This window comes from Vibrio hibernica, from assembly GCF_015223435.1.
Taxonomy (GTDB): Bacteria; Pseudomonadota; Gammaproteobacteria; order Enterobacterales; family Vibrionaceae; genus Vibrio; species Vibrio hibernica.
The window spans coordinates 1-14,276 of sequence record NZ_VHKO01000052.1 but is presented as its reverse complement, the minus strand read 5'-3'; the positions used below and the strand labels follow the sequence as shown (position 1 = coordinate 14,276).

The 14,276-nt window shown below is 41.6% G+C and carries 15 protein-coding genes, 1 tRNA gene and 1 riboswitch; of the genes, 10 read left to right on the top strand and 6 right to left on the bottom strand.

The features are described from left to right. Window positions 1-222 precede the first annotated feature (222 nt). From moaE to FH976_RS16075, 5 genes are all read right to left on the bottom strand, one after another. A complete protein-coding gene (gene moaE / locus FH976_RS13480) occupies window positions 223-693 on the bottom strand; it encodes a molybdopterin synthase catalytic subunit MoaE (protein WP_407701650.1) in 471 nt (156 codons plus the stop codon). A gap of 1 nt (window position 694) precedes the next feature. Further along, window positions 695-940: a molybdopterin synthase sulfur carrier subunit gene (gene moaD / locus FH976_RS13475; protein WP_194091360.1), complete on the bottom strand. Its 246-nt coding sequence runs from the start codon at window positions 938-940 to the stop codon at window positions 695-697. 13 nt (window positions 941-953) lie between these two features. Further along, entirely contained in the window at window positions 954-1,430 is a 477-nt protein-coding gene (moaC, locus tag FH976_RS13470) for a cyclic pyranopterin monophosphate synthase MoaC (RefSeq protein ID WP_194091359.1), read from the bottom strand. Between the two features lie 87 nt (window positions 1,431-1,517). Beyond that, entirely contained in the window at window positions 1,518-2,573 is a 1,056-nt protein-coding gene (gene moaA / locus FH976_RS13465) for a GTP 3',8-cyclase MoaA (protein ID WP_194091358.1), read from the bottom strand. Continuing rightward, a riboswitch (molybdenum cofactor riboswitch) is annotated at window positions 2,562-2,743 on the bottom strand. (Overlaps the previous gene by 12 nt.) A 104-nt stretch (window positions 2,744-2,847) precedes the next feature. Then, window positions 2,848-2,976: a hypothetical protein gene (locus FH976_RS16075; RefSeq protein ID WP_267463561.1), complete on the bottom strand. Its 129-nt coding sequence runs from the start codon at window positions 2,974-2,976 to the stop codon at window positions 2,848-2,850. 29 nt (window positions 2,977-3,005) lie between these two features. On the opposite strand from FH976_RS16075, the gene yvcK reads away from it, so the two are divergent. Further along, window positions 3,006-3,896: a uridine diphosphate-N-acetylglucosamine-binding protein YvcK gene (gene yvcK, locus FH976_RS13460; RefSeq protein WP_194091357.1), complete on the top strand. Its 891-nt coding sequence runs from the start codon at window positions 3,006-3,008 to the stop codon at window positions 3,894-3,896. Between the two features lie 71 nt (window positions 3,897-3,967). Here yvcK and uvrB read toward each other — a convergent pair whose 3' ends face one another. Beyond that, window positions 3,968-5,998 carry an excinuclease ABC subunit UvrB gene (gene uvrB / locus FH976_RS13455; protein WP_194091356.1) on the bottom strand — a complete coding sequence of 677 codons (2,031 nt, stop codon included), beginning with the start codon at window positions 5,996-5,998 and terminating at the stop codon, window positions 3,968-3,970. Between the two features lie 570 nt (window positions 5,999-6,568). Here uvrB and FH976_RS13450 point away from each other — a divergent pair. The 9 genes from FH976_RS13450 to gloA all read left to right on the top strand — a co-directional run bounded on the left by FH976_RS13450 (window position 6,569) and on the right by gloA (window position 14,239). Beyond that, window positions 6,569-6,644: transfer RNA gene (locus FH976_RS13450), tRNA-Asn, on the top strand. A 191-nt stretch (window positions 6,645-6,835) separates the two neighbouring features. Beyond that, on the top strand, window positions 6,836-7,414 hold the full coding sequence (gene rsxA / locus FH976_RS13445; protein ID WP_194091355.1) for an electron transport complex subunit RsxA: 579 nt from the start codon (window positions 6,836-6,838) through the stop codon (window positions 7,412-7,414). Between the two features lie 3 nt (window positions 7,415-7,417). After that, on the top strand, window positions 7,418-8,041 hold the full coding sequence (gene rsxB, locus FH976_RS13440; RefSeq protein ID WP_194091354.1) for an electron transport complex subunit RsxB: 624 nt from the start codon (window positions 7,418-7,420) through the stop codon (window positions 8,039-8,041). 10 nt (window positions 8,042-8,051) lie between these two features. Beyond that, the gene (rsxC, locus tag FH976_RS13435) at window positions 8,052-10,685 is read left to right on the top strand and encodes an electron transport complex subunit RsxC (RefSeq protein ID WP_194091353.1); all 2,634 of its coding nucleotides are present in this window, start codon (window positions 8,052-8,054) and stop codon (window positions 10,683-10,685) included. After that, entirely contained in the window at window positions 10,685-11,737 is a 1,053-nt protein-coding gene (gene rsxD / locus FH976_RS13430) for an electron transport complex subunit RsxD (protein WP_194091352.1), read from the top strand. The genes rsxC and rsxD overlap by 1 nt, the downstream gene beginning before the upstream one ends. 5 nt (window positions 11,738-11,742) lie before the next feature. Beyond that, window positions 11,743-12,369 (top strand): electron transport complex subunit RsxG, encoded by a 627-nt coding sequence (gene rsxG / locus FH976_RS13425; protein ID WP_194091351.1) that lies wholly within the window; start codon window positions 11,743-11,745, stop codon window positions 12,367-12,369. A 1-nt stretch (window position 12,370) separates the two neighbouring features. Next, the gene (locus FH976_RS13420; RefSeq protein ID WP_194091350.1) at window positions 12,371-13,129 is read left to right on the top strand and encodes an electron transport complex subunit E; all 759 of its coding nucleotides are present in this window, start codon (window positions 12,371-12,373) and stop codon (window positions 13,127-13,129) included. 10 nt (window positions 13,130-13,139) lie between these two features. After that, window positions 13,140-13,775, top strand: coding sequence for an endonuclease III (gene nth / locus FH976_RS13415; protein WP_194091349.1), 636 nt, complete (start codon window positions 13,140-13,142; stop codon window positions 13,773-13,775). Between the two features lie 47 nt (window positions 13,776-13,822). Beyond that, on the top strand, window positions 13,823-14,239 hold the full coding sequence (gene gloA / locus FH976_RS13410) for a lactoylglutathione lyase (RefSeq protein WP_194091348.1): 417 nt from the start codon (window positions 13,823-13,825) through the stop codon (window positions 14,237-14,239). Window positions 14,240-14,276: the final 37 nt, after the last annotated feature.

Genomic DNA, 14,276 nt, shown 5'->3' with positions numbered 1-14,276 from the left:
CAATAACGAATTTGGCGAGCGGGAATAGAGAACTCTTTTGCAAGAGTTCCGGAAGATTCGCCATCAAGACAGCGTTGTGCGATGCAGAGTTTTAATTCTCTGATGTATTTAGACATAAATAACCCCCAATGTTGGTTGTCCAACTATTGGGGGTCACTTCAAAACAACCAGAGGCTTTTATTTGCTTAATTTTCAGCAGTTTTTAACTAGCTCATCATTTATTTACTTTGACCAACGCTCGGCTGCTTTGGCATCACAATCTCTTGACTCTAACCAACGAGCACCGTCACCTGTGCGTTCTTTTTTCCAAAATGGCGCTTGTGTTTTTAAGTAATCCATCACGAATTCACATGCTTCAAATGCCGCACTTCGATGTGCACTTGATACACCGACAAACACAATTTGGTCACCTAAATCTAACTCGCCCACACGATGAATCACACGAATGTTCAATAACGGCCAACGTTGCTTGGCTTGCTCACAAATATTAATCAATGAGCGTTCTGTCATACCTGGATAATGTTCTAAACTCAGGCCTGTCACATCATCGCCTAAATTCATATCTCGAACTTTACCAACAAACGTTACGACCGCGCCCGCTTGAGTTCCTTGAGCCAACTGAGCGTATTCCTTACCAACATCAAAATCATCATAAGGAACAGAGACCATTTCAAATGCATTTAAATCACTCATCTTAACCTCCGGTCACCGGTGGGAAAAAAGCCACCTCATCACCCGATTTTACCAGCGCTTCCATCGAAACGAGATCTTGGTTAATCGCTACTAACAGCTTACCTGCTTGTAGAGCTTGTTGCCATTGACCGCCCTTTTGACAAAGCTGTTCACGCAATGCATCAGCAGTAATATTATTGGCATCGACATGAATACTATCTTCACCAATTTGCTCACGAGTTTGAGCAAAAAATAATACTTTAATCATATTAAAAATTTTCCTATAGCGCTTTAAAATGACCCGACTTTCCACCGGTTTTTTCAAGTAAACGAATATTACCAATGACGATATCTTTTTGTACCGCTTTACACATGTCATAAATCGTTAATGCAGCAACGGATGCAGCCGTTAACGCTTCCATCTCCACGCCAGTTTTTCCAGCTAACTTACAAACAGACTCAATTCTTACTTGGTTGGTCTCAGGACACGCTTCTAACTGCACCTCCACTTTAGTAAGCAATAATGGATGACAGAGCGGGATCAAATCCCACGTTTTTTTTGCGGCTTGAATGCCTGCAATACGTGCAGTGGCAAAAACGTCACCCTTGTGATGATCGCCCGAAACAATTAGCTGTAATGTTTTTGCTGACATACTGACCCATGCTTCTGCGCGAGCTTCACGAACCGTTTCTTGCTTGGCAGATACATCCACCATATTAGCTTCACCTGAAGCGTTAATGTGTGTAAATTTTTCCACGTTAAAATTCCTGTCACTACACTCATATATGATCATTACTTAACGACCCAATATAAGCGTAAAAATATAAAGAAAAGAAGAGTAAATTTATCCACCGATGGAGGCTAGATGAGGCGTCATACCCGTATTACCATCTTGTAAAAAATGACTGACAGATTTCGTTTTCAGAGCGCCTTGAATTCGTTCAATCAAAGCATCTTCTTGCTGATCTTGTTCAAGTAAATCACGTAGCTCCACGCCATGATCGCCAAATAAGCACAAATGCAATTTACCCATTGCTGAAATTCGCAGGCGGTTGCAAGTTTCACAAAAGCCTTTCTCATACGGCATAATGAGCCCTATTTCACCAAGGTAATCTGGATGAACAAATACTTGCGCAGGACCGTCGTTGGCTTCTTTAATTTTGAGTAACCAACCATTCGCAATCAAGTGATTCCGGATACTAACACCGGATTGATGTTGCTCTTTAAACAAGGAATCCATCTCGCCCGTTTGCATCAATTCGATAAAACGTAATTGAATTGGTCTGGTTTTAATCCAATGAAGAAAGCTCGGTAACGATTGACCATTAAGTTGTTTAAGCAAAACCACATTCACTTTGACTTGCTGATAACCGATTTCAAATGCTCGTTCAATACCATTCATCACATCATGGAATTTATTTTCACCCGTAATTTGATGAAATAACTTAGGATCAAGACTATCGACACTCACATTAATATGAGTAAGACCGGCATCTTTCCAGCCATCGACTTGCTTCGCCATACGATAACCATTCGTGGTAGTCGCGACTTTATCAATGCCTTGAGTTTGAGCAACACTGCCAATAATATCGGTAAAATCTTTGCGTAGACTTGGTTCGCCACCCGTTAAACGTACTTTTGTCGTTCCACAATCAGCAAATGCTTTAACAACACGTTTGATCTCAGCTTGATTTAAAAAAGACGAATTTTTACGGCCTGTTGGGTGATAACCATCGGGCAAGCAATAGGTACATTTGAAATTACAGACGTCAGTAATCGACAAGCGCAAATAATAAAATTTACGCTGGAAGTTATCGACAAATTCCGCAGAATCTGAATTCGGAGAGTCTAGGAAACCCTCCTTTTTTTGAGGAGTATATTGATTCACTAATTGGGTCACGAAACACCTTTCCAAATACGGGAGGAATGCTCATTTCTAAACAAACCCTTGTGACAATTGTTGCCACTGGCTTTAAAAACCTATTCAGCTTTCATTATTCGAATAGCGTTAACAACATTGATCAAATAATGAATGAACTTAGCGATTAAAGCTCGGAGTTATGACATAACAATCGAAATTTCATTACTGAATTATCAATTGATAATAATATTGGTAAAGTCTACGCAAGAAACGTGATTTTTTCCATACCCATTTCAGACTAAGACCGTTATATTTAGTAATCTAAATCAAAGAAACACGAATAAACAATACGTTTGTGTTTAAACTGATTCGGGTGAGTGGATGCAACCAATAACGCTGCAGCTTCCGATAAGATGAGTATAATTTCAATTATTGTTTCCATTACGTACTACTTCACATAAGAATTTCTCTATGACTATTCATAAAAAAAACAAAGTTGTCGCGATTGGGGGTGGTCATGGTTTAGGCCGAATATTAGCCGCTTTAAAAGATTTTGGGGCAAACGCAACAGGTATTGTCGCCACAACCGATAATGGCGGTTCAACGGGTCGCATTCGACAATGCCAAGGCGGAATTGCTTGGGGCGATACTCGTAACTGCATTAATCAGTTAATCACAGAGCCGACAACAAGCTCAATGATGTTTGAATATCGCTTTCGTGGCGCAGGCGAACTCAATGGACATAATTTAGGCAATCTGATGCTAACGGCATTAGGTAATCTGTCAATCCGGCCTCTTGAAGCGATTAATTTGATCCGCGACATGCTGCAAGTCGAAGTGAATATTGTTCCTATGTCTGAACATCCGGCCGATCTCACTGCTCTTTCAATCTCTGGAAAATGGGTTCGAGGTGAAACCAATGTTGACGATATGTCCGAACCTTTACAGCGATTGTATGTAGAACCAGAAGTTCCAGCGACCGATGAAGGCATTCAAGCTATTAAAAAAGCCAATTGTATTATTCTCGGCCCCGGAAGTTTTCTAACTAGCATCATGCCGCCGCTTTTATTGCCAGAGTTAGGCAAAGCAATTGCTGAACAAACCCAAGCCAAAGTTATTTTTATCGATAACCTCGATAATGAATATGGACCTGCAGGGATGATGACTCTCGAAAAAAGGCTTCAGTGGTGCCAAAGGGCCTGTGATGGTCGAAAGGTGGATATTCTATTAGGTGAAAACTTTAGCGATGAGCTCAAAGCAAATTATCAATGTATTGAAGTAAATTTAGCGTCACCTAACCACGAATGGCGCCACGACCGTAAAAAATTACAGCAAGAGATTGAGAAAATCATTTTGCAATAAACTAACGTCGCGATACCGTATAAACATCGTGACTCGCATCCATGTGAACACGATGTTTACGTTTACGGTCATTAACTATTAGCAATGAACTGAGCTCTTAATTTTTCAATATCATCACGTTTATGGGCCGCTTGTTCAAACTCTAAGTTCTGAGCATGCTGGTACATTTCATTTTCAAGCTTGCTGATTTGCTTCTCTAGTTGTTGCGGTGACAAAGCTTTATATTCAGCAGCTTGTTCCGCCACTTTCGACAATGAAATAACATTACTGGCTTTTTTGCCTTTACGCGTCCCCACATGACTTAACTCCATAATATCTTGGATGCTTTTCTTCAACGCTTGGGGAGTTGCACCAATCGATTCATTATAATCATGCTGTTTCGCACGGCGGCGCTCCGTTTCATCAATCGCTTTCTTCATTGATTTAGTAATGGAATCACCATACAAAATCGCCTTACCTTGTAAATTACGGGCAGCGCGGCCAATGGTTTGGATTAAAGATCGCTCTGAGCGTAAGAAACCTTCTTTATCGGCATCCAAAATGGCGACTAAAGAGACTTCTGGCATATCCAACCCTTCTCGCAACAAGTTAATGCCAACCAGAACATCAAATTCACCGAGACGCAGATCGCGGATAATCTCCACTCGCTCAACAGTATCAATATCAGAATGAAGATAACGTACTTTGACATCATGTTCGGTCAAGTATTCAGTTAGGTCTTCCGCCATACGTTTGGTTAATGTTGTTACCAAAACACGTTCATTCACCGCGACACGTTTGTGAATTTCCGACAATAAATCATCCACTTGAGTCGCTACAGGGCGAACTTCAATTTCAGGATCGAGTAATCCAGTTGGACGCACCACTTGTTCAGCTACATCACCATCTGATTTATCTAGTTCATATTGGCTTGGTGTGGCTGACACGTAAATGGTTTGCGGCGCCAATGCTTCGAACTCTTCAAAGCGCAATGGCCGATTATCTAATGCGGAAGGTAGACGAAAACCAAACTCGACTAACGTTTCTTTACGTGAACGATCGCCTTTATACATCGCGCCAATTTGTGGCACGGTGACGTGAGATTCATCGATTATCAATAAACCATCTTTTGGCAGATAATCAAATAAGGTTGGAGGCGGCTCACCCTCTTTACGCCCACTTAAATAACGTGAGTAGTTTTCAATACCTGAACAAAAGCCAATTTCATTCATCATTTCAATATCAAACTGGGTGCGCTGAGTGATGCGTTGATCTTCCACTAGCTTATTATTTTCTCGTAAATGCTTTTGACGATCGACTAGCTCAATTTTGATCTCTTCTATCGCTTCTAAAATTTTCTCACGTGGGGTGACATAGTGCGTTTTCGGATAAATCGTAGCTCGCGCCATATCCCGCTGTTTAATAGCGCCTGTCAGCGGATCAAAAATACTGATGCATTCCACTTCTTCATCAAACATTTCAATACGCACCGCATCATGCTCAGAATCAGCAGGAAAAACATCAACCACTTCACCACGTACGCGAAAGTTACCACGTTCAAATATCATATCATTGCGAGTATATTGCAATTCAGCTAGGCGGCGAATGATATCTCTTTGATCGAGAGTATCTCCACGACGAATATGTAGCATCATTTTTAAGTAAGAATCCGGGTCACCCAAACCATAAATTGCGGATACAGAAGCAACAATGATGGCATCTTTACGCTCAATTAAAGATTTAGTGGCCGACAACCGCATTTGTTCGATATGCGCGTTAACAGAAGAATCTTTTTCGATGAAAGTATCGGTGGTTGGCACGTAAGCCTCAGGCTGATAATAATCATAATAAGAGACAAAATATTCCACCGCATTATTTGGAAAAAACGCTTTCATCTCACCATACAATTGAGCGGCTAGTGTTTTATTCGGTGCTAATACAATCGTTGGTCTTTGCGCGTTAGCAATCACATTCGCCAGCGTAAACGTTTTCCCTGAGCCCGTTACACCGAGTAAAGTTTGATGAGCTAAGCCGGAGTCCAAACCTTGTGTTAACTGTTCAATTGCAGCAGGTTGATCTCCCGCTGGTTGGTAAGCGGATTTCAGTTGGTATAATTTACTCATAATGCTCTCAATATGCTTATAACCATCTAGCAAAAAATCTGGATGACCTACTTTAGCCAAACATAACTGACTTGTGAATCTTCCATTCTCAAAACACGCAATAATCTACTTTAAACTAGCTGAAAAAATAGTGCTCTTATCTCTAGCGAAATACATTTCATTCTGATAAGATTCTGGTCCCTCGCGTTTCACTCAAGTTAAATTCCGTACCTTTTCATCCACTGCTTTTCCCCAAAAATACGTATTTTATCCATTTTTATTAACATCTTAATTTTTCATCATTTATTATCAACAGCCCGAACATCTCAATAAAAATCATAATTATCTATATATAACAGCTAATTAGTTAAAAAATGGCAGCATCAACTCTTCAATACAGCATTGTTCAATTATTTACTCAGAATTAACTCACACACTTATCCACAAATTTAGTGGATAAGTGCACCTAGCCTATATGCCGCAATTGATACAAAAAAGTAAAGCTAAAAAACATAAAATAAATAACTTTTTTATTGCCTTATCGATTGACACTAAAATCGGCTCTCGATAGAATCCTCTGCGTCAAATAATTCCCTGTTAGTTCAGTTGGTAGAACGGCGGACTGTTAATCCGTATGTCGCAAGTTCAAGTCTTGCACAGGGAGCCAAATTTTAGAAAAAGGCCGCATAAATAAACTTATGCGGCCTTTTTCGTGCTTAAGCTTTATGCAATTTTGATAAAATACTGCTTTTCTTTACAGAAATAACTTCAAAACCCTAAATACCTATTTTCAGTAGGTTGTTATTCAGGTCACAAATGACGATAATATCGGGATCACTTTCAACCTAATGAGACGATATGACCGATTACCTTCTTCTGCTTGTTGGCACCGTCTTGGTCAACAATTTTGTACTCGTCAAGTTTTTAGGTATCTGCCCATTCATGGGGGTATCTAAAAAACTCGAAACCGCTATCGGAATGGGACTCGCGACCACATTTGTGCTAACCCTTGCTTCAGTTTGCTCGTATTTAGTTCAAACCTATATTCTCCGTCCATTAGGCATTGAATACTTACAAACGATGAGTTTCATCTTGGTTATCGCCTTTGTGGTTCAGTTTACAGAAATGGTGGTGCATAAAACCAGCCCAACACTTTATCGTTTATTAGGCATTTTCTTACCGTTAATCACCACGAACTGCGCCGTGTTAGGTGTCGCCTTATTAAATATCAATGAAAATCACAATTTTATCGAATCAATCATTTATGGCTTTGGCGCTGCGGTTGGTTTCTCACTTGTTTTGATCTTATTTGCCTCAATGCGCGAACGAATTGCCGCAGCAGATGTTCCACTTCCATTTAAAGGTGCATCAATTGCAATGATCACAGCAGGTTTAATGTCACTTGCCTTTATGGGCTTTACGGGCTTGGTGAAGTAATTAATGAGTACCATTGTTATAGCAATAGCCGCCATTGCTGTTTTGGCCGCTATTTTTGGTGTTATTTTAGGTTTTGCTTCTATTCGTTTTAAAGTAGATGCCGACCCCATTGTCGATCAAATAGATAGTATCTTACCTCAAACTCAATGTGGGCAATGTGGTTATCCTGGTTGCCGTCCGTATGCTGAAGCGATTGCTAATGGCGATGCGATAACAAAGTGCCCTCCAGGTGGCCAAGCCGGAATTGAAAAACTAGCAAATTTAATGGGTGTGGATGTTCCATCTGAAGCTGGTGAAGTGGAAGAAGCCGTCAAAACAGTCGCATTTATCCATGAAGATATGTGTATTGGCTGCACAAAATGCATTCAAGCTTGCCCTGTTGATGCCATTGTTGGCGGCACTAAAGCCATGCACACGGTCATTAAAAGTGAATGTACTGGCTGTGATCTTTGTGTTGCGCCCTGCCCAACGGATTGTATTGAAATGATCCCAGTTGAAACCACGCCTGAAACTTGGAAGTGGGATTTAAATACCATTCCCGTTATTACCGATTTAACACCTAATTCTGGTCAGAAAAATACCCAAGCACCTGATTCGGTTAACGCAAAATCAGAAACCGTGAATTGAAGGAAGTATAATGTCGTCTTTAATTGAACAAATTCGTCACGGTCAACTCTGGGATTTCCCCGGAGGCATTCACCCACCAGAAAATAAAGCTCAATCTTCACATTCACCAATGATCTATCCTGAGCTTGCTGAAGAATTCGTTCTGCCACTCAAGCAACATATTGGCCGACCTGGTGATATCTGCGTCAATATTGGTGATCATGTGTTACGTGGTCAGCAACTTACTCAAGCCAACCTTGCTTTTATGGTACCTGTTCATGCGCCAACCTCAGGTACGGTCATCGCAATAGAAAAACGCATTATTGCTCATCCATCTGGTCTCTCTGATCTCTGTATTATCATTAAACCGGATGGCCTTGATGCTTGGATTGAAAAGAAAGCCATCCCCGATTATCAAAAAATTGATTCTGAAGTCTTGATCGAGAAAATTCGTCAATCGGGTATATCGGGTATGGGCGGAGCCGGTTTTCCAACAGCAAGGAAATTGCATACAGGCTTAGCCAAAACAAAAATATTAATTATCAATGCCGCTGAATGTGAACCTTACATCACGTCAGATGACCGCTTAATGCAAGACTTTGCTGACGAGATCATTCAAGGCGTTCAAGTCATTCAGCATATTTTAAAGCCTGAAGTCACTATTATTGGTATTGAAGATAATAAAAAAGAAGCCATTGCAGCACTTGAACGGGCCGCCAAAGATGTCAATTTGGTGATCAGAGTGATCCCGACAAAATACCCATCTGGCGGCGCAAAACAATTAATTAAAGTATTGACCGGTCGTGAAGTCCCAAGCAAAGCGCACTCAGCAGCCGTTGGTATTCTGATGCAAAATGTAGGGACGGCCTTTGCCATAAAACGGGCTATCGTCGATGGTGAACCATTAATAGAACGAGTGGTAACTTTAACCGGAGATTCATTTGCCCAAAAAGGCAATGTATTTGCACGTTTAGGTACACCTATATACTCTTTATTGGAGCAATTTGGTTACCAAGCAGAAAAGCGCCATCCTCGCTTAATTATGGGTGGGCCTCTCATGGGCTTTACTCTGCCAAGTTCAAACGTTCCTATTACTAAAATCACAAACTGTATTTTAGCGCCAAAGCGTAAAGAATTGGCTCCACCATCACAAGAAATGGCTTGTATACGCTGTACCGCTTGCGCTGAAGTTTGCCCTGCATCATTACTACCACAGCAATTACAATGGTACGCCAAAGATCAAGACTATGAAAAATGTGAAGAATATCATTTATCTGATTGTATAGAATGTGGTGCTTGCGCCTATGTTTGCCCAAGTGATATTCCTTTGGTGCAGTATTATCGCCAAGCAAAATCTGAAATTTGGACTCGTAATCAAGAGGCCAAAGAAGCCGAACGCGCTAAACAACGTTTTGAAGAAAGACAACAGCGTCTAGATCGAGATAAACAAGAGCGTGAAAACCGGTTTAAACAAGCGGCAGATAAACGACGTGGAGAAATGAAGCAAACCGGTGGCGATGATGCTATTGCAGCTGCCATTGCTCGAGTAAAAGCGCAAAAATCGGCTGAAACAACCGATAAGCCCCACGTTAAACCAGCAGTAGCTGCAGCCATTGCACGCGCAAAAGCAAAACAAGCCGAAGCAGCAAAATTAGGAAAAACTGAGCCTGATAATAGTGAAATGATGAAACTACGTGAAGAACGTAAGCATCAAGCACGAGAGAAAAAAGCTCAGCAACAGGCAGAAGCCGGATCTGAAAATAGAAATACGGTCGTTGAAGATCTAGCAGCACAAACTTCAGATGCTACTGAGCAAAAGCCAACACCTAAAAACGCAGCAGTTGCCGCTGCGATTGCTCGAGCTAAAGCACGTAAAGCACAGCAAGAAACTGAACATCAGAATATTCAAACGCAAAGCACACAAGAATCAACAGAAGAAGCAACACCAGCGTCTAAAAATCCTGCGGTCGCCGCTGCCATTGCGCGAGCTAAAGCACGTAAAGCACAGCAAGAAACTGAACATCAGGATGTTCAAACGCAAAGCTCGCAAGAAACTGTCGACGAAATAACACCAGCGCCTAAAAACCCTGCGGTCGTCGCTGCCATTGCGCGAGCTAAAGCACGTAAGGCACAGCAAGAATCTGAACATCAGGACATTCAAACGCAAGGCACACAAGAATCAACAGAAGAAGCAACACCAGCGTCTAAAAATCCTGCGGTCGCCGCTGCCATTGCGCGAGCTAAAGCACGTAAGGCACAGCAAGAGGCTGAACATCAGGACGTTCAAACCCAAAGCTCACAAGAAACAGTCGAAGAAGCAACACCAGCGCCTAAAAATCCTGCGGTCGCCGCTGCCATTGCGCGAGCTAAAGCACGTAAGGCACAGCAAGAGGCTGAACATCAGGACGTTCAAACCCAAAGCTCACAAGAATCAACAGAAGAAGAAGTAACACCAACGCCTAAAAACCCTGCGGTCGCCGCTGCCATTGCGCGAGCTAAAGCACGTAAAGCACAGCAAGAAACTGGAATCCACAAATCTAGTACTGAAAAAATCGAGCAGGAAAATAAGAACAATGAAGCATCTAATAAAGATACTGACTTATCCCTTGATGATCTGTTTGATATCCCGGTATTTATTGATAAAAACAATCAGGAGAAGAAGTAATGTCTTTCTTTATTGCTAGCTCCCCTCACGTTCATATAAAACGTAAAACATCCAATATCATGATGTGGGTTGCCATATGCCTATTGCCAGGGATTGCAGCTCAAACCTATTTCTTTGGTTATGGTGTGCTAATTCAGGTGATATTTGCGATTGTATTAGCTTGGGCATTTGAAGCCACGACCATGATACTACGCAAACGTTCTCCTCTTGCGGCTTTAAAAGATAACAGCGCAATGGTAACCGGAATGCTATTAGCGGTGTCCATTCCTCCGCTATCGCCTTGGTGGTTAATGGCGATTGGTTTATTTTTTGCTATTGTCATCAGTAAGCACCTTTACGGCGGGATTGGACAAAATTTATTTAATCCAGCAATGGCGGCTTATGTGGTATTGCTCATTTCATTTCCGATACAAATGACCAGTTGGGTTGCACCGGAAGTATTGAGCCACTTACATTTGCATTTTGATGATTGCTTAAAGCTTATTTTCACTGGCTATAATGGCGATGGGCTATCGTTGCTACAAGTTCGCACGGGTATTGATGGTGTAACGATGGCAACACCTTTAGATGCGTTTAAAACATCCATGCGTGCCGGTCACACAGCGAGTGAAATTATGCAACAAGCACCTTATTCGGGTTTACTCGGGATAGGTTGGCAATGGGTTAATATTGCATTCTTATTAGGTGGACTTGTATTGCTCAAAATGCGTATCATCCAGTGGCAAATACCGACGGCGGTATTGACAAGTTTATTAGCTATCAGCTTATTCACTAGCCTATTTGCACCAGAAACAACGGCAAGTCCGCTACTACAGCTATTTTCTGGTGCCACCATGCTGTGTGCCTTTTTCATCGCAACAGATCCTATTACCGCTTCAACGACCACCAAAGGCCGCTTATTCTATGGTGCTTTTATTGGTTTAGTGGTCTTTTTAATTCGCTCTTGGGGTGGTTTTCCTGATGGTGTGGCGTTCGCAATATTACTCGCAAACATGGCCGTCCCGCTTATCGATTATTATACGAAGCCACGCACTTACGGGCATGAGAGGTAAAAATAATGCTTAATGCCATGAAAAAAAATGGAGCGATCCTGGCGGTGTTTGCCATTGCCGCTACCGCTCTAGTAGCGGTAACCAATTGGGTAACCGCTGATACTATCAAGCAACAACAGCAACTTCAGTTACAACAAACTCTCAGCAAAGTTGTGCCACAAACATTTCATGATAATTTACTCTTTTCGTCCTGTATGCTACTACCTTCGCAAACCACGGTTACTTCAAAGCCTTTACCCGCTTATCTAGCAACAAAAGAAGGAAAACCAACGGCTATTGCGATCGAAACCTACGCGCCGGATGGATATAATGGTGCTATTAAAATCATCGTTGGTATCGATATCAATGGTGCGGTCATTAGCACTCGAGTACTGGAGCATAAAGAAACCCCAGGGCTTGGCGATAAAATTGAAGTGCGTAAAGGCAATTGGATCTTTAGCTTTGATCATAAAACGATCACCGATGATAAACAATCGGAATGGGCCGTTCGTAAAGATGGTGGCCAATTTGATCAATTCACTGGTGCGACAATTACACCAAGAGCAGTAGTGAAAGCTGTGAAAAACACCGTGATTTATTTTAAAGAAAACAAAAGCACAATTCTAAACCAACCTTTAAATTGTGAGGATTAACATGTCTGAACTCAATACAGAGATAACAGAAGATACCACGAGCGAATCTTCAGCTTCGGAGCTATCTGTTTCAGAACAAAAACAACTCATGAAGAATGGCCTATGGGATAACAATGCGGCATTAGTACAACTGCTTGGTTTATGCCCATTACTCGCCGTCTCTTCCACCGTTACCAATGCGCTAGGTTTAGGCCTTGCGACTATGCTCGTTCTAATTTGTACGAATACCATTGTCTCTTTAGTAAGAAGCCATGTACCAAAAGATGTTCGAATCCCTATCTTTGTGATGATCATTGCAGCCGTCGTGACTTGTGTGCAGTTATTAATGAGCGCTTATGCTTACGGGTTATACCTTTCGCTTGGCATTTTTATTCCATTAATCGTGACCAACTGCGTGATCATCGGTCGCGCTGAAGCGTACGCCTCAAAAAATAGCCCTAAAAATGCCGCACTTGATGGTTTTTGGATGGGTCTAGGTATGCTAGCAGTATTGACGTTACTCGGTGCATTACGTGAAATAATGGGTCAAGGCACTCTATTTGATGGAGCAGATTTACTTCTCGGTCATTGGGCTTTAGCATTACGGGTAGAGCTTTTTCATATCGACAACAGTTTCTTATTGGCACTACTTCCACCCGGAGCATTTATTGGCGTTGGATTTTTAATCGCGTTAAAACAAGTGATTGATAAAAATATTGCTATGCGTCAGCCAAAAATGGAAAAACCAACAATTGCTCGCGCCCGCGTCACTAAAGTTTGATAGGTCATTAATGAATAATGAAAAACGTAGGATCATACTTGAACGGTTACGAGAAGATAATCCAAACCCTCAAACTGAACTCAATTGGTCATCACCTTTTGAGCTATTAATTGCAGTATTGTTATCTGCTCAAGCAACCGATGTTAGCGTCAACAAAGCAACCGATAAACTCTACCCTATCGCCAATACACCTGAAACAATTTTGGCACTTGGGGTGGATGGATTAAAGCAATACATCAAAACGATTGGTTTGTTTAACTCCAAAGCTGAAAATACCATTAAAACCTGTAAAATGTTAATTGATTTACATGGTAGCCAAGTACCTGAAGACCGAGCTGCATTAGAAGCTCTACCTGGTGTGGGTCGAAAAACAGCGAATGTAGTTCTTAATACAGCATTTGGCTGGCCAACAATTGCGGTCGACACACATATTTACCGTGTATCAAATCGAACAAAACTTGCCATGGGAAAAACCGTGGATGACGTTGAACAAAAGCTACTCAAAGTTATTCCCAAAGAGTTTAAGCTTGATGTTCATCACTGGTTAATTTTACATGGTCGCTATACCTGCGTAGCCCGTAAACCAAGATGCGGAAGTTGTATTATCGAAGATCTGTGTGAGTTTTCAGACAAAACTGAATACTAATAACAACAAAAACCATATCAATTCCAAAAACTATAATGGAGCATACAATGTCGAACGGAAGAGTATTACACACCATGGTTCGCGTGGGTGACTTAGATAAATCAATCGAGTTTTATACTAACGTTTTAGGGATGGACTTATTACGTAAAAGTGAAAATGCCGAATACAAATATACTTTGGCCTTCGTAGGTTATGGCGATGAATCGCAAGGCGCTGTCATCGAACTTACTTATAACTGGGATACTTCTGAATATGATCTGGGAACCGGTTACGGGCACATCGCTTTAGGGTTTGATGATATTTATACTACTTGCGACGCGATTAAAGCTGCCGGTGGTTTAGTTACTCGTGAGCCTGGCCCGGTAAAAGGAGGCACGACTCATATTGCCTTTGTTAAAGATCCCGATGGCTATATGATTGAGCTTATCCAGCGTAGCCAAATGTCAGAAGGCCTACAGGGTTAATCATTCGCGTATCACTTTTCAGTTAAAGAGCTTTTCG